Consider the following 15,366-nt stretch of genomic DNA (forward strand, 5'->3'; position numbering starts at 1 on the left):
AACTTATATGCCTACAGGCACGATATACATCCCTGTTTCTGCATCCTGCTTAATTGTGACGGACACATGATAAATGTGCCGCACCATCTCTTCTGTTAACACATCATTTGGCCGTCCTTCGCGAATAATTTGTCCATCTTTCATGGCGATGATGACATCACTATAGCGAATCGCCTGATTCATATCGTGCAGGACCATCACGATGGTTAATCCATGCTCGACATTGAGCTCTCGAATGAGCTCCAGAATGTCAAATTGATAATACATATCCAAATAAGTCGTCGGTTCATCTAAGAAAAGGATCGGTGTTTTTTGCGCTAAAGCCATCGCAATCCATACACGCTGCCGTTCTCCACCTGACAATGAGGCGAGAGGCACCTTTCGCTTATCCGTCAGCTTTGTACAGGACAGTGCCCACTCGATTGCTTTCTCATCCTCTTCCTTGTCACTGCCGCGCATCGTCTGATAGGGCGTTCTCCCAAATGCCACGACTCGTTCGATCGTTAAATCGAGCGGCGCTTCATTTTGCTGATGTACGACTGCCAGCTTTCTCGCGAGTTCCCTGGGCTTGAACGCATTCAGCTCTTGCCCATCTAAATGTATCTGTCCTTTATGTGGACAATGGTTATGTGCCATCAAGGAAAGCAGTGTGGATTTGCCCGAACCATTTGGACCGATAATGGTCGTAATTTTCCCTTTTTCGATGTGCGTGGTGACCGATTGAACAATGTCCCTCTGCCGATCATAGGAAAACGACACCTCACGAATGTCCATGCAGACGATCCCCCCTTCTTAATAAAAAGATCAGAAACGGCCCGCCAATAACAGCCATGATTGTAGAAGCAGGGATTTCATTTGGTGCCACAAGCGTTCTGCCGAGCGTATCAGCCGTCAAAATGAGCAAGGCCCCACTTAACGCAGAAAATGGAATCAGTACCCGATGGTCCGAGCCGACGAGCCTTCTAGAGATATGGGGAATGAGCAAGCCGACAAAGGCAATCACGCCCGCTACCGCAGCAGTCACCGCTGCTAATAACACCGCCGTGATTGAAATCAAAAGGCGCATTCTGGTCACACGCAGTCCTAAGTTTTTCGCCGTCTTATCTTGAAGGGCAAGCAAGTTACACCATCTGCTAAAGAAAAGCGCAACCACAAGCCCAATGACGCCATAGACACCGATTAAACGGACATCTCCCCACGTTTTCATCGTCAGATTCGACTGTCCCGACTGATTAATGGTGATATTGAAATAGCTGCAAATGGTCACAAACGCTTCTGCCATCCCTGTAAACATGGCATTGATGGCGATCCCCACCAAAATCATTCGAATCGGGCTTAAGCCGCCTTTCCAAGACAACACGTATACGAGGAAGCAGGCAATTGCTCCGCCTAAAACTGAAAATAAAGGAGAGTAGAAATAAAATTGAGGAAGCGCTGTAATTGCCATTAAAGAAAAGAAGCTAGCTCCCGATGAAATACCAATAACACCGGCATCTGCTAATGGATTCCTCATCACAGACTGCAAGAGGACACCGGAGACAGATAAAGCCGCCCCTGTAAACATCGCAATGAGCATGCGGGGGATTCTTAAATCTTTAATGATTTCTACCTGTGCATGTTGACCGGTCATAAGCCCTTCCAATAATTCAATCGGTGTAACATGAATGCTCCCCGTAATGGCGGAATAAATAAATACGCCAGCTAGTAAGAGACTGACTATCAGAAATAAAATCCCTGTTTTTTTCATCTTGAACGTCCTTTTATCATTAAGATTCGCCGCTTATGACGGATACAACATACGAGTCAATTCATCTAATGCCTCTGCTGCCTTTAAGTTGCCTGTTGTCCCGAATAAGCTTTCTTCGAGGTCGTACACCCGGTCTTGTTTGACCGCATGGAAATGTTTCCAGATGTCATTTGTTTTAAATTCTTGATCAAACATTTTGACGACTTCATCCGGCATCCCATGTGCGGCTCGGAGAATGATATCTGGATTGGCTTTTTGTAAATACTCCGTATTGGATGCCAAATACTCCATTTTCTCACCTTTTACGATGTTCTTTCCTCCTGCAATACGCACAAGATCACCGATATACGAATTCTCTGTTGCCACTAAATAACTGCCTGGTACACCAAGCAAAATGAGAACGGATGGCTTCGTCTTTCCCTTCGTTCTCTCTTGTATGTCTTTCTTTTTTTGTTCAAAATCATCCACAATGCGTTTCGCTTGTGTCTTTCTATCATATTTTTCTCCAAGCTTTGTGATGGCGTTCTCCATCTTGTCCAGGCTCTCAAGGTTGAGGTATGTCGCAGGGACAGAAGCTTGTTGAAAAGGCGTTTCTAAATCATATTGAAGGGTCGTGACAGACAGGACATCTGTCGGTTGAAGTGATTGGATGATTTCCATGTCCGGGCTCATTGGGTTACCGACTGCTGGGAGTCCTTTGTATCGAGCCGGCAAGGATTTTTGACTTGTTGGCACCCCGACAAGATCCACCTCTAGCGCATCCATGATCTCAGCAGCAGCTACAGTCGTTGCCACAATGCGGGCATTTGATGCTGCGCTTTTTTTGCCTTTCGCTGAGCTTTCAGCTGATTGTGAGCAGCCTGCTAAGAAGACGCACACACATAGAGCCGTGATCAGGGTACATAACATTCGATGCTTCAAAAAACAGAAGCCTCCTTTCGAAAAAAAGGAAGTGGATGCGCCGAGATGAATGGCGCACCTCACTTAAAATAGATTCTTTATCTTGTACGAGTTTGATACTTTCTGACGAGCACGAATAGTGATCCGCCAAATAAAAGAATGTACACCCAAAGAAGTGAAGTATCTCCTGTTTTTGGGTTCAGCTGACCTGTCTCAGACTTGGTTTGGTCATCTGATGGCGTAAAGGTCATCTGCTCTGCACCCGTTTCCTCAGGGGCAAGGTTCGCAAGCTGGCTTGGTTGAGAATCGTGATCATTCGGATTTTTCACAAAGCCGATGCTCTCATCGTCTCCAATCACCGTCGCAATTCCGCTTCCTTCACCAAGTGAAATGCCTTTCGTATCATAGACAAGTTTGACATCGTACTGCTCATGATAATTGGCAGCTGGAATGTCAATTTTCACGCGTGCTGCCTGATCACTGCTTACACTTTTTGCTTCATATTGAATCACTCGTGTATCTGCTTTTTGATCAGTCTTTGCAACTAGCGTCTCTTCAAATTTACCGCCGGTTCCTACTTGGAACGACGTGATGGCTGAGCTGTTCTTCACAGTGTATGAAACGAAATGGCGGCCATTTTTCACCACCAATGTCGCAGGGCTCACGACGTAATCGTTCATGCGAGAAAGCTCATCTTTGTCTGCTTTCTTCATTGAGAAAGGAAGCTTGTACACCCCGTCTTTTAGCTGAACTGTCTCTTGATTCGTTCCGCCGTTCGTTGTGTCTGGTGCTGGTTTATTTGGTTTTGGTGTTTCTGGTGTAGCCGGTGTTTCTTCCTCTATTTGACCGTCCTTCAGTGGAACGATACTTTTTGAATCAAATTGAAAACGAATATCGTACGTTTGATCATAGTGAGCGGCTGCTACCACAATGTGTACTTTTCCGTTAACTGCTTTTTTCAGATCAGACACTTCAAATGAAACCACTCTTGTGTTCTTTGCTTGATCTGTGCTCACGTTTTTCACTTCTTGATAAGAACCGTTTTTCTCTATTTTCAAAGAATCAACTGACGTATGATCCTTTACCGTAAAGGAAACGGTTTGCGTTCCATTTTTAACGGTTAACGATGCTGGATGTGAGAAGTATTGGCTCATCCGAGATGCCTCATCCTCATCGCCCTTCAGCACACTGTAGTTGATACGATACACACCATCTTTTAATTGGTTCTGCGTCGAATCAACTGGTGTTGTGCCGTTTTGATCATCTGGCTTTGTTTCGCTGTCGCCTGGCGTCGTGCCGCTTTGATCATCCGGCTTTGTTTCGCTGTCACCTGGTGTCGTACCACTTTGATCATCTGGTGTTGTTTCACTGTCGCCTGGCGTCGTACCGTTTTGATCATCTGGTGTTGTTTCACTATCGTCTGGCTTCGCAGGCGTGACAAGTGTGAGACTGCTCTCGTCGAAAGCGATCTGTACATCATACGCCTCATCATAAATAAAGCCGCCTAAGTCCCAGTAAATTTTGACCCAGCCATTTAATTTGGCTGATACATCGGCTACATCAAATTTGATCACACGCGTATTCGCTGTCTCATCTTCACTGACCGTTTCAGTGGTGACGAGAGAGCCATTTTGTTCGACCTTGAAATCTGTGATTTCTTTGCTTTGCTTCAGCGTAAGATAGGCAGTCGTCTTGCCATTTTCGATGACGAGCTTAGCTGGCTTTTCTGTATACGTATCCATCATGGATGCTTCAGTGCTGCCATTTTTTAAAATGGTGAATCCGGCCGTATATTCACCATCAACCAATGATGCCGCCTGAGCCGTTCCTTGAGGCAGCTGAAACGCAGTCAACAAACTGAATAAAACGAGCAGAATAGCTGTCTGTAGATGAAAAAGACGTTTCAAAAGATGACACTTCCTTCCGTTAATGCTTGATGATCCACTTTCTCGCTAAAAACCCGCCTGAACATAAGACAAGCACAAGGAGCCATCCCATCTGGCTTGTATCACCAGTTTGAGGATTTTCTTCTTGTTTTGTTTTGGTGGATGAATCAGTTGTTTTGGTTGTTTCCTTTGATGATTCTTGATGTTTTGCTGCACCTGCTGTTTCTTTTGAACTGTCAGAAGAAAGTGACTTGATGCTGCTTTCATCGAATTTCAGCTGGATGGTATAGTCGTGATCATAATCAGCCGATTTGACTGTGACATGGATTTTTGACTTGATTGGTTTAGACAAACTCTGTGCTTGGAATTGAACAAGCCTTGTATTGGCTTTCTTATTCGTTGATAGAACCGTCGTATCGACATAGCCGCCATTTCCCGGCACTTTAAATTCCGTTACCCAGCTGCTGTTTTTAATGGTCATTTGCACAGTCAGCTTGCCATTTTTCACGATCACTTTTGCCGGCTTCAGCCAGTAATCATTTGCCATCGAAACGGCAGTCCCTTCGGCCTTCATCACAGTGTAATTGACGGAGTATGTACCATCATTTAATGAGGCAGCCTGTGCATTTGAAAAAGGCAGTATAAGTGCCAGCAATAATGCAGCCACAAAGGCTGGCATCCTAATCCATTTTTTCATCAAACGAATTTCCTCCCTTTTTATTGAACAGTTGCTGCATCAAACTTGACGCGAATATCGTAATTGCCTGTATATCCAATGACCGGTACAGTCACACTCACTTTAGCTGGTACAACATTTGTCAGGCTGTTGACATTGAACTCTACCGTTCTCTTATTAGCAGCTGTGTTTGTACTGATCACCTTCGCATCTTTGTAGACACCTTGATCCAATGTTTTAAAGCTTGTAATCCAAGAGCTGTTCGTTAACGTGACTTGCGCTTTGATTTTTCCATCCTTCACAACAAGCTTAGCTGGTTTTTCAAAATACGTATTTGCTGTTGACGTTGAATCACTGTCTGCTTTCCATACCACATATTGTGCTGAATATTGACCATCTGCTAAGCCTGCTGCTGAGGCAGAGCTAACCGGGGCTAGAGCAAACAATAGAACAAAGCTAAAGAATAATAAGACGTGTGATGCTGAACGAAGTGATTTCATATATATCCTCCTAATTGATATTGATAATTATTCTCAATGGACAATAAAAAAAATAACCTTTATCAGCGTATGAATCACACTCATAAATGATTATGATAATCATTATCAATTGAGTTTAAAAAATAAATCTTTGCTTTCGACAAGTCAAAGATGTCTGTTGCTACATGATGTAGTGATACACGGTTTAGGTAATCTGTCCCATTCATGATACCATGGCATAACCTCCCCATTCCATTACAGGGAAAAGAACCCTCTTCCCCTTGATATTATATGATGAATGAAATTATTGTCAACATCATTTTTCATACTATTGGCTTAGATTTCTGGAAAATCACAAAAAAAAATCGATCAGGGACACTGATCGAAATCGATTAAGAAGGGACATGTTCACCCTTTTCACTATTTTTGCGCTCTAAAGACCAAGCATACATTTCCCGTATGACTGGTTCAATTTTCTTTCCTTGTTCTGTTAGTTCATATTCAATCCGCACGGGAATGTCGGGATAAACTTTTTTCTCAACAAGGCCTTCAGCTTCTAAATCTTTCAGCCTTTCTGATAATAACCGTCCGCTGATGTTCATTTCATTTTCTAGCTGACAAAAACGTTTTGGCCCTGTCAAAAGCTGATTGATGATCAGAATCACCCACTTCTTCCCTAAAATCTCCATGGCATCTGTAATTGGGCAGCCATCTACTTGAGCCATACTTTACTCCCTCCTGCTTTTCTCTACTTTTTTTCATTATAACATAATTAATTACTTGAAATAAGTCACTAACTATTATATAGTTTAGTTACTAAAAGTAACAAGGTAATCATTTTTATCAATTTTCAATAAACCATTGAACATGCAGATGCATATAACATGAAGGAGATGACCGAGCTTTGAATACAATAGAGCAGGTAAGATTAGGTGTAACAGAATTACATGTGTCCAGCTTTGAGCGTTCTTTGCCTTTTTATACAGACATTTTAGGTTTTACTTTATTAGAACAGACGGATTCTACTGTCACGCTTGGCAGCAACGCAAAGGAACCAATCCTTGTGCTGAAAGAAGATGTGCAGCTGAAAGAGAAGCCGGATCATGAGCCAGGACTTTATCATTTTGCGGTTTTATTACCTACCAGAAAAAACCTGGGCACATGGCTGGCGCATGTGATCAAAAAAGGCTATCCTTTAATTGGAGCAAGCGATCACTTTTTCAGTGAAGCCATTTATTTAAGTGATCCAGATGGCATCGGCGTTGAGATTTATGCTGATCGTCCTCAGGACATATGGGTAGGTGAGCATGGAGAGCTGAAAGGTGGCGGAAATGCTCCGCTTGATGGAGATGGTCTCCTGCAAGAAGCCGCTGATTCCACTTGGGAAGGACTCCCGGCTGGTACAGTCATGGGACACTTGCATTTCCATCTCAACCCAGAAGAAGCCGATTCCTTTTATGTGAACACGCTAGGTTTTCATATCCGAATGGCTCCCCCAGCCAGCTTATTCGTTGCTGGTGGCGTCTATCATCACCACCTTGCCTTTAATGCATGGGGACGCGGGAGAAAAGGAGCCATTGATCCACGTTTTTCAGGAATTAGAAGCTATACACTGGTTTTCCCAAAAGAAGACGATAGAACATCCGTCGTCGAACGTCTGACAAAAGCAGGCGCTCACATGAACACGACAGGAAAAAGTAACGAATTTGTTGATCCATTTGGCGTTCTCGTTCGTTTACAGATTGAAGAAACAGACAAAAAAGAAGGTGCAGAATATGGACAAACACACAGAGGTTAAAACAGCCATTTTAAAAGATAAAATCAAACGAGTACAGCAAGAAGACGGATTTATATATATCACTGGACCTATTAAACTGCCAGTGAATTTAGACGGTAGAACGATCATGTTTAACTGGTATTCATGGTTAAAAGATGACGGGAAAGAACCATTATCAGATGAAGCTTTAATCGAAAGCCTTTCCTCCCGTGAGCTTGCAGATCATCAGCAATCAAGTGTCCTTGTTTACGGAGATTTCGAACATGCTGATGAAGCGCTGATCCGCATGCATTCCATCTGCCACACCGGCGATATTTTCGGAAGCAAACGCTGCGATTGCGGGTTCCAATTGAAACAGTCTATGCGGATGATTGAGGACAATGGAGCAGGCGCACTGTTTTATTTAGCCAACCATGAAGGACGCGGGATCGGTCTTTTCAGTAAAGCCATGGCCTACATCTTGCAAGAAAACGGCTACGATACAGTAGAAGCAAACGAAGCACTGGGCTTTGAAGATGATACACGTCAATATGAAGAAGCGATTGCTGTTCTTCAAACATTGCGTACAAAGCCAGTCAGACTTATTACCAATAATCCGAAAAAGACCGATGCTATCAGTCATGCAGGCCTTTCTCTTTCTGGACGGATTCCACTTTGGGGTGATGTCTCTGAGTTCAATGAAAAATACTTGCAGACAAAAATTAACCGCTCAGGTCATATGAAGGCGGATCAAGAGGTGCGTACGATTGCCACATCATGAGCGATATATGAAACTAGCCCTTGAAAATGCCGAAGCAATGAAAGGTCAGACATCTCCCAATCCGCTCGTCGGGGCTGTGATTGTGCGAGAAAATGAAATTGTTGGGGTCGGGGCGCATATGAAGGCCGGCGAACCACATGCAGAAATCCATGCGCTCAAAATGGCTGGAGACAAGGCAAAAGGTGCCACGATCTATGTGACACTAGAGCCTTGTTCCCACCATGGCCGCACAGGCCCATGCGCTGAAGCACTTGTGAAAGCTGGCGTAGAAACAGTTGTCGTTGCTGCACTGGATCCGAACCCGCTTGTTGCCGGGCGCGGGATTGCCATTTTACAAGATGCAGGCATTCAAGTCATCACAGGCGTCATGGAGCAGGAATCCATTCTCATGAATGAAGTGTTCAACCACTTTATTACGAAAAAAACACCTTTCGTGACACTCAAAGCAGGCATTACGTTAGACGGAAAAATTGCATCTGCTACGTCTGACAGCAAGTGGATTACATCAGAAACGTCCCGTTATGATGCACATCACATTCGCAGTATCAACGATGCGATCTTGGTCGGTGCGCAAACCGTCATTCACGACGATCCTTCATTAACAGCACGGATTCCAAACGGTCATCATCCAATTCGAATTGTCTTAGACTCTAAGCTGTCTATCCCGCTGACAGCAAAGGTGGTCACAGATCAAATGGCGCCAACATGGATCTTTACAACAAAACAAGCCGATGAAGAAAAACGAGCCGCTTTAGAAGCAGCTGGCGTCAGCGTCATCATGACGGATAGCGATATCCGAGTGCCCTTACAAGAAGTACTTCAAGTGCTTGGAGAAAGAAATATCTCCTCCCTGATGATTGAAGGCGGCGGACAAATCAATGCCTCATTTTTAGAACAGCAGCTTGTCGATAAACTCGTCATCTACATGGCGCCCAAGCTCATTGGCGGACGACTCTCTCCTTCTTTTTTCGGAGGCGAAGGCATACGCCTCATGAGTGATGCAATTGAACTCGATCAACTCTCTCTTGAACCACTCGGAAAAGATATAAAGATAACGGGTTATCCTGTTTATCAATAACCTAACCTACTTTCATAAAATAAGGATGTCGAGATTTTCTCGACATCCTTATTGTTTCTCACAAGATTTATTTTCTACAGTCTCTCTAAAAATTCAATTCGATTTCCAAATGGATCATCTACATAAAACCTGATGGCTCCATCTAACGGCTGATCTTCCTTTATAAGAATATGATGTTTCATTAATGTCTCTTTTAAATTTGATAATTTTTTTACTTGAAAAGCTGGATGAGCTTTTTTCGCTGCTTGAAACTGATCTTCAATGCCAATGTGAAGCTGTTGATTGCCACACTGAAACCAAACACCGCCACGTTTTGCTAGGTGAACAGGTTTAGGTATTTCCTTCATTCCTAGAATCTCCCCAAAAAACAAACGTGCTTTCTCTTCACTCCCCTTTTGGGCAGCTAACTGGACATGATCAATTCCAAGAAAATTTGACATCTTTGCTCTCTCCCTTTTCACATCATTTAAAAAACATTATGTGTGACGATCACGTCTGAAGAATATATCTAGATGTGTACTCAAGCCCTATGATGTTGTCGATCCACAAAGCATCTCCACGAAACGTGTCGTAAAATGTTTCATGTGAAACATCTGTGATCTAATATTGATCAATTTCCCTCTATCAGCCTGCCGAAGCTTTCGGGTGAAAGTCCTGGTGAAATGCGCAGGCGGTGTAAGGACATCATGCCTTGTTCCTTTTTCGCATGTCCTGGTTCAGTGGTCACAGCCATTTCATATCCTGCTTCCTTCGCCAGCTTCAGTGTGTCTTCGTTATAGCGACCGACCGGATAGCTGACCATGATCGTTTGTTGAGAAAAACGCTGGTCAAAGAATACCTTCGATCCTTTTAATTCTTCTTCCTGCTGCTTCTGTGTTAAACGATTGAGTTCTAAATGATGAATGGTGTGACTCTCTATTGAAATACCATGCGCCATCATATCATCCATTTGAGCATCGGTTAAATGATGCGGACGGCCAATGGACTGCTCGATCATAAAAATCGTGGCTTTCATTCCATATTCCTTTAAAATCGGAAATGCCTTTGTGTAGTTATCCGTGTATCCATCGTCAAATGTGATAAGAACATACTTTTCACTTGGTGTCGAATTGGTCGCGAGAACTTGATATGCCTCTTTCGGCGACAGCGTGACATAGCCGTTGTCTTTCAGCCATTTCATATGAGCCGCAAATTCGCTTTTTGGCACACGTAACGAATTACCGCTGGAAATACTGTGATACATCAAGATTGGAAGCGCAACGGGTTCCTTTTGCTGAATCCAGTTTTGTTTGTCTATCTCTGCCGCTTCAATTTGCTGCGTTTCTGTTGTTTCTTTCGTTTGTACTTGACCCTTTACCTCTTTGATGGCTTGCTGGTTTCCTTCTGTATGCTGTTTCGTACCCATACAGCCCGAAATGAGCAGCATGACTACACCAACTGCAAGCCACATACATGTTTTTTTCATTCACCAATCCCGCTTTCTCTTTATCTACCGAATGATTATAACAGAAATTGGTTAATAACTGATATCTATTTTGACAGGGTATTCATTTTTTTACACATTTCGATCATTTCAATGGCAAGCAGATGGATGGTCTCTGTTGTGAGCATTTGGTCTTCTGCATGTATGAGCAGTAAAGAAAAGGGAAGCTGTTCCCCTGCCGCCTCTTTTTGTATCAGCGACAAGTGCAGGTCATGGATGCTTCGAAACGCTTCCTCCCCTTTTTCAATCAACTGCTGTGCTGCTTCAAAGTCATCCGCTCTTGCTAGACGAATGGCTTCTACATAATGGCTTCGTGCCTCACCTGCATGGGCAATGATTTGAAAGGCCGCTCCCTGCATTTCCTCTAATACCGTCATCTGCTTCTCCTCCGATTGCTCAAGATTCATTTGCTAGTTTCAGTGCATGTTCTAGAATTTTTTCTCCATTCGCTGTTCCATATAATCTTACATTTACCACATCGACAGGTATATGATAAGGTGCCGCTGTTTTTTCTGCTGCCTTTCTCATAAAGCTAACTTGCGGTCCTAGCAAAATGACTTTTACATCGTCCCCATGCTCTTCTAATTCGTCCGCAATGGCCCCTTCAGGTATCGCATAAATTTCATAATCCAGCCCTTTTCCTTCTGCGGCTGCCTTCATTTTAGATACCACAATCGACGTCGACATTCCTGCTGCACAAGCGAGAATGATTCGCTTCATATCCCATCACTCCTATTGATAAATGACATCTGGTTCATCCCTTAATTTCCTCGTTTGGATTAATGTTTTGAACCAGTACCCTGACGCTTTCATCTGACGATTCCGTTCATTCTCCAGTTGGATCTCTACTAATCCGTAGCGATTCTTGAATGCATTCATCGGCGAGACATTATCCGTAAAAGCCCAGAGCATATATCCCTTGCAGTTTGAACCTTCTTTTTTCGCTTGGAGGGCTTTTTTCAAATGCTGGCTGATAAATGAAATTCGGTACTGATCATCAATGATGCCGTCTTCGTTTTTAAACCGCTCTTCCTGCTCGACCCCCATACCGTTTTCAGCCACAAACCACTCGATATTGCCGTATTGTTCTTTTATTCTCATGCCCATATCATAGACGATATTCGGATAGATTTCCCAGCCTCTGAATGGATTCATTTTTCTCCCTGGGAGCTCAAATAGATCGTAATAATAAGATGGATGAAACGGTGTGTTTTCGTTCCAAGCCTTGCTAGGTGCCTTAACGCGATGCGGATAGTATAAATTAAGACCGACCACATCGACTGTATGATCTTTAATGAGCTGAAGCTCTTCTACCGTTGCATCGAAAAGAATGTCATGCTTTTTCAATACATCAAGCAGTTCTTCTGGATACTCGCCTTTAATGGAGGGATCTAAGAACACGCGATTAAAAAACAAATCATACATGCGGGCCGCTTCTTGATCATGCGGAGCAGTCGATCTCGCATACGTCACTTCTGGATTGAGAATGACCCCGATTTTTGCACCGGCTGATTCCTTCAAGCCCATTTCCTGAAAAAGCTTCACCACTTTTGATGTCGCCAAGGCTTTATGATAGTTCCACTGCATCCATTTCTTCGTATTTTGCTCGAAAGGATAACGAATAGCATCTAGATACACACGAGTCTGAACAACAATTGGTTCATTAAAGGTAAACCAATGTTTGACCCGGTCTCCATAGCGTTCAAACACCTTTTCTGCATAGAGAACAAACAGCTCGACAACATGTTTAGATGACCAACCGCCGTACTTTTCAAGCAAAACAGCAGGAAGCTCATAATGCTCTAAGCAAAACATCGGCTCTACACCTGCTTCAAGTAATTCATTGATGAAATCATCAATATAACGAGCATAGGTCTCATCTACAATTCCATTCTCGTAATCTATGAGAAACCTCGACCAATTGATCGATGTCCGGTAATGAGATAACCCAATTTCCTTCATAAGGGCTACATCTTCAGGATAGCGCTCGTAAAAATTCGTTGCTCCTGCTGGTCCGTACCCTTCGTGCCATACGTGATACCCCTCCTTATACCAAAGGTCTATATACGAATCCTGATGCGGTTTCTTCCCTTTCCAACCCTCCGTCTGCCAAGCAGAAGCCGCAGCACCTAGAATAAAGTCATTGGGTATGTCGATTTTGTTCATGTTGCCACCTGACCTTTCTTCGTGTGAATTTGAAGTCCTTCCCACATCCCTTGTAAATACATAGCTCCAAGTGCTCGGTCGTATAATCCATAGCCAGGTCTGCCCGTCTCACCAAAGATCATTCGTCCATGATCTGGCCGGACATAGCCAGCAAATCCTTCCTTAAACAATGCGTTCACAATCGCTCCCATATCGAGGCTACCTGCTGACGACAGGTGTGCCGACTCTTCAAAATCACCGTTTTCATACAAATTGACATTACGTAAATGAGCAAAGTGTATACGCCCTTTTTTGGCATACTTTCTCGCAAGTGAAGGAACATCATTTTTCGCATTACAGCCTAGGGAACCGGAACAAAAGGTCAGTCCATGCTGTGAGCGTTCATCGAGCTGAAGGATACGATCTATTTGTTCTTCACAGCTGACAATGCGGGGCAGACCAAATATGTTCCAAGGAGGGTCATCTGGATGCAGTGCCATGTTCATGTTCTCTTCCGCTGCAACTGGAAGGATATTTCCCAAGAAATAGTCTAGATTCTCAAACAACCCTTCCGCCCCCAATGCCCTGTATGCAGCCATCAACTTTCTCATTTCTTCCTGCGTATAAGACGTATCCCATCCTGGTAAGGAAAGTCGAGCTTTTTCTATATCCATCTGTTCAAGCTGATGCTGAAAATAGACAAGGGTCGTCGATTGATCAGCTAGTGGGAAATCGAGCTGTGTTCGTGTCCAATCAAGGACTGGCATGAAGTTATAACAAATGACCTTCACACCATGCCTTGCTAATCTCCGGATATTTTCTTGATAATGCTCGATATAAGCATCCCGGCTAGGCTTTCCCAGCTTAATATCTTCATGGACCGGGAGACTTTCTACGACTTCAAAAGCAAGATCATGACGTTCGATTTCCGCTTTTAAATGAGCAATACTTTCCTCCGGCCACAGATCACCAGCCGGCACATCATAGACTGCACTGACAATCCCTTTCATGCCGGGAATTTGCCGAATATATGAAAGGGAGACAGGATCTTCTTTGCCATACCATCTAAATTGCATGTTCATTCATGAGCCCTCCTTCTATTCTGAATCAGGTGCTGCTTCTGGCTTCCGGTTGGATAAGAGGACAAAAGGTAAATAGATGAAAACAGCGACAACAATACAGATGAGCTGTGTGATGACAGCCCCCATACTGCCAGCGGTAGACAGCCAAGCATTCACAATCGGAGGTGTCGTCCACGGCACCATCACCACCGCTTTCCCGGCAAAACCTGTAGCGGTTGCGATATAACCAATCGTACCTGTCACGAGTGGTGTGACGATAAACGGGATCGCCATCACAGGGTTCAACATGACAGGTAATCCGAAAATAACTGGTTCATTGATGTTAAACAGTCCAGGTCCTGATGAAAGCTTGGCAATGCTACGCATCTCTTCCCTTCTTCCTGCTATAAAAATGGCGATCAACAGACCAATCGTCACACCCGAACCACCAATGCTCATATACACATCCCAAAATGGCATCGTGATAATATTTGGAATCTCTTTGCCCTCTTGAAATGCTGTCATATTCACTGCAATTGATCCTAATAACAGCGGCTCGCGAATCGGTTTAATCATTTGGTTGCCATGAATACCGATCACCCAAAAAAATTGAGCCACAAACATTAACGTTAAAATACCAGGCAGTCCCTGCACAACACTTTCAAGCGGACGCTGCACGACGTTATACACCGCTTCATGCAAATAAATGCCTGTCACACGGTGAAACGCAAACCCGAATGAACTAATGATTGTAATCGTAATAATTGATGGGAAAAGTGAAGAAAAAGACGTCGCCACATTCGATGGAACAGAATCTGGCATCTTAATTTGCAGCCACTTCACCTCGGTAAGTTTACAAAAGATCTCTACAGAGACGATGGCAATGATCATACCCAAAAATAAGCTTTTTGGATCGGAGAATTGCCTCGCTAGCACATCGACAACCTCACGCATCGATCCATCGACTTCAAGAAGAAGTGTCGTCGGAATAACGGATATAAATGAAATCAATGCCATTAATCCTGGGAATAATGATTTATGTCCATTGATTTTCCCAAGCTCAATCCCGATGAGGAACACAGCCCCGATCGTTAAAAAGTTCAGCGTGGCATAATTGATTGCCTTCATAATTGGCTGAAGCTCTGCTAAAAACCTGAATATCTCAAAATGGGCAAGCCCCGTTTCCGGGCTCATGATCATATTTGCGACCAGTACAGCAAAAGCCCCCGTAATGATGATTGGCATTAATGTGACAAATGCTTGCTTAATCGCCATAATATACTTCTGATTTGTAATACGATAAGCGACATGTCCCATGACGTCGGCCGCTCTCTCTTTAAAGCTCATGATCCGTCTCCCCCTTTACAAAAACTC

General features: G+C 43.7%; 17 protein-coding genes. 3 read left to right on the forward strand and 14 right to left on the reverse strand.

The window, feature by feature from the left end:
- Positions 1-3: 3 nt before the first annotated feature.
- The 7 genes from MHI58_RS18640 to MHI58_RS18670 form a co-directional block, all read right to left on the reverse strand.
- Entirely contained in the window at positions 4-774 is a 771-nt protein-coding gene (locus tag MHI58_RS18640; RefSeq protein ID WP_008345591.1) for an ABC transporter ATP-binding protein, read from the reverse strand.
- Positions 761-1,747 carry an iron ABC transporter permease gene (locus MHI58_RS18645; protein WP_007497915.1) on the reverse strand — a complete coding sequence of 329 codons (987 nt, stop codon included), beginning with the start codon at positions 1,745-1,747 and terminating at the stop codon, positions 761-763. The genes MHI58_RS18640 and MHI58_RS18645 overlap by 14 nt, the downstream gene beginning before the upstream one ends.
- 33 nt (positions 1,748-1,780) lie before the next feature.
- On the reverse strand, positions 1,781-2,668 hold the full coding sequence (isdE, locus tag MHI58_RS18650) for a heme ABC transporter substrate-binding protein IsdE (RefSeq protein ID WP_045033776.1): 888 nt from the start codon (positions 2,666-2,668) through the stop codon (positions 1,781-1,783).
- Between the two features lie 77 nt (positions 2,669-2,745).
- Positions 2,746-4,554 carry an NEAT domain-containing protein gene (locus tag MHI58_RS18655; protein WP_045033774.1) on the reverse strand — a complete coding sequence of 603 codons (1,809 nt, stop codon included), beginning with the start codon at positions 4,552-4,554 and terminating at the stop codon, positions 2,746-2,748.
- A 19-nt stretch (positions 4,555-4,573) separates the two neighbouring features.
- Positions 4,574-5,230, reverse strand: a complete 657-nt coding sequence (gene isdC, locus MHI58_RS18660; RefSeq protein WP_035702537.1) for a heme uptake protein IsdC — start codon at positions 5,228-5,230, stop codon at positions 4,574-4,576.
- A 20-nt stretch (positions 5,231-5,250) separates the two neighbouring features.
- Complete coding sequence (locus MHI58_RS18665; RefSeq protein ID WP_041507988.1) at positions 5,251-5,709, reverse strand: NEAT domain-containing protein; 459 nt, start codon at positions 5,707-5,709, stop codon at positions 5,251-5,253.
- 371 nt (positions 5,710-6,080) lie between these two features.
- Positions 6,081-6,413 carry a helix-turn-helix domain-containing protein gene (locus MHI58_RS18670; protein ID WP_007497926.1) on the reverse strand — a complete coding sequence of 111 codons (333 nt, stop codon included), beginning with the start codon at positions 6,411-6,413 and terminating at the stop codon, positions 6,081-6,083.
- A 179-nt stretch (positions 6,414-6,592) separates the two neighbouring features.
- Here MHI58_RS18670 and MHI58_RS18675 point away from each other — a divergent pair, with 179 nt between their 5' ends.
- Genes MHI58_RS18675 through ribD form a run of 3 tightly spaced genes read left to right on the forward strand, consistent with a single transcriptional unit; the run spans position 6,593 to position 9,303 of the window.
- The gene (locus MHI58_RS18675) at positions 6,593-7,486 is read left to right on the forward strand and encodes a VOC family protein (RefSeq protein ID WP_008345604.1); all 894 of its coding nucleotides are present in this window, start codon (positions 6,593-6,595) and stop codon (positions 7,484-7,486) included.
- The gene (locus MHI58_RS18680; RefSeq protein WP_045033770.1) at positions 7,464-8,225 is read left to right on the forward strand and encodes a GTP cyclohydrolase II; all 762 of its coding nucleotides are present in this window, start codon (positions 7,464-7,466) and stop codon (positions 8,223-8,225) included. The genes MHI58_RS18675 and MHI58_RS18680 overlap by 23 nt, the downstream gene beginning before the upstream one ends.
- Positions 8,212-9,303, forward strand: a complete 1,092-nt coding sequence (ribD, locus tag MHI58_RS18685) for a bifunctional diaminohydroxyphosphoribosylaminopyrimidine deaminase/5-amino-6-(5-phosphoribosylamino)uracil reductase RibD (protein WP_045033766.1) — start codon at positions 8,212-8,214, stop codon at positions 9,301-9,303. Before MHI58_RS18680 ends, ribD begins: the two co-directional genes overlap by 14 nt.
- Before the next feature lie 74 nt (positions 9,304-9,377).
- On the opposite strand, the gene MHI58_RS18690 is transcribed toward ribD, so the two are convergent.
- From MHI58_RS18690 to MHI58_RS18720, 7 genes are all read right to left on the reverse strand, one after another.
- On the reverse strand, positions 9,378-9,743 hold the full coding sequence (locus MHI58_RS18690) for a VOC family protein (protein ID WP_045033765.1): 366 nt from the start codon (positions 9,741-9,743) through the stop codon (positions 9,378-9,380).
- A 170-nt stretch (positions 9,744-9,913) separates the two neighbouring features.
- Positions 9,914-10,768, reverse strand: coding sequence for a polysaccharide deacetylase family protein (locus MHI58_RS18695; RefSeq protein WP_045033763.1), 855 nt, complete (start codon positions 10,766-10,768; stop codon positions 9,914-9,916).
- Between the two features lie 65 nt (positions 10,769-10,833).
- Complete coding sequence (locus MHI58_RS18700; RefSeq protein ID WP_008345614.1) at positions 10,834-11,163, reverse strand: PTS lactose/cellobiose transporter subunit IIA; 330 nt, start codon at positions 11,161-11,163, stop codon at positions 10,834-10,836.
- 19 nt (positions 11,164-11,182) lie between these two features.
- Positions 11,183-11,506: a PTS sugar transporter subunit IIB gene (locus MHI58_RS18705; protein ID WP_008345616.1), complete on the reverse strand. Its 324-nt coding sequence runs from the start codon at positions 11,504-11,506 to the stop codon at positions 11,183-11,185.
- 12 nt (positions 11,507-11,518) lie between these two features.
- Positions 11,519-12,952, reverse strand: coding sequence for a glycoside hydrolase family 1 protein (locus MHI58_RS18710; protein WP_045033761.1), 1,434 nt, complete (start codon positions 12,950-12,952; stop codon positions 11,519-11,521).
- Positions 12,949-14,013 carry a mannonate dehydratase gene (gene uxuA, locus MHI58_RS18715; protein WP_045033758.1) on the reverse strand — a complete coding sequence of 355 codons (1,065 nt, stop codon included), beginning with the start codon at positions 14,011-14,013 and terminating at the stop codon, positions 12,949-12,951. The genes MHI58_RS18710 and uxuA overlap by 4 nt, the downstream gene beginning before the upstream one ends.
- A gap of 15 nt (positions 14,014-14,028) precedes the next feature.
- Entirely contained in the window at positions 14,029-15,339 is a 1,311-nt protein-coding gene (locus MHI58_RS18720) for a PTS sugar transporter subunit IIC (protein ID WP_024719533.1), read from the reverse strand.
- Positions 15,340-15,366 lie beyond the last annotated feature (27 nt).

Source organism: Bacillus sp. FSL K6-2869 (assembly GCF_040869405.1).
GTDB lineage: Bacteria > Bacillota > Bacilli > Bacillales > Bacillaceae > Bacillus > Bacillus altitudinis.

Bases quoted from the DNA above. Each gene is read 5' to 3' on its own strand.
- MHI58_RS18640 (WP_008345591.1), bottom strand. From the start codon at position 774: ATGGACATTCGTGAGGTGTCGTTTTCCTATGATCGGCAGAGGGACATT.
- MHI58_RS18645 (WP_007497915.1), bottom strand. From the start codon at position 1,747: ATGAAAAAAACAGGGATTTTATTTCTGATAGTCAGTCTCTTACTAGCT.
- isdC (WP_035702537.1), bottom strand. From the start codon at position 5,230: ATGAAAAAATGGATTAGGATGCCAGCCTTTGTGGCTGCATTATTGCTG.
- MHI58_RS18665 (WP_041507988.1), bottom strand. From the start codon at position 5,709: ATGAAATCACTTCGTTCAGCATCACACGTCTTATTATTCTTTAGCTTT.
- MHI58_RS18670 (WP_007497926.1), bottom strand. From the start codon at position 6,413: ATGGCTCAAGTAGATGGCTGCCCAATTACAGATGCCATGGAGATTTTA.
- MHI58_RS18680 (WP_045033770.1), top strand. From the start codon at position 7,464: ATGGACAAACACACAGAGGTTAAAACAGCCATTTTAAAAGATAAAATC.
- MHI58_RS18690 (WP_045033765.1), bottom strand. From the start codon at position 9,743: ATGTCAAATTTTCTTGGAATTGATCATGTCCAGTTAGCTGCCCAAAAG.
- MHI58_RS18695 (WP_045033763.1), bottom strand. From the start codon at position 10,768: ATGAAAAAAACATGTATGTGGCTTGCAGTTGGTGTAGTCATGCTGCTC.
- MHI58_RS18700 (WP_008345614.1), bottom strand. From the start codon at position 11,163: ATGACGGTATTAGAGGAAATGCAGGGAGCGGCCTTTCAAATCATTGCC.
- MHI58_RS18705 (WP_008345616.1), bottom strand. From the start codon at position 11,506: ATGAAGCGAATCATTCTCGCTTGTGCAGCAGGAATGTCGACGTCGATT.
- MHI58_RS18710 (WP_045033761.1), bottom strand. From the start codon at position 12,952: ATGAACAAAATCGACATACCCAATGACTTTATTCTAGGTGCTGCGGCT.
- uxuA (WP_045033758.1), bottom strand. From the start codon at position 14,013: ATGAACATGCAATTTAGATGGTATGGCAAAGAAGATCCTGTCTCCCTT.
- MHI58_RS18720 (WP_024719533.1), bottom strand. From the start codon at position 15,339: ATGAGCTTTAAAGAGAGAGCGGCCGACGTCATGGGACATGTCGCTTAT.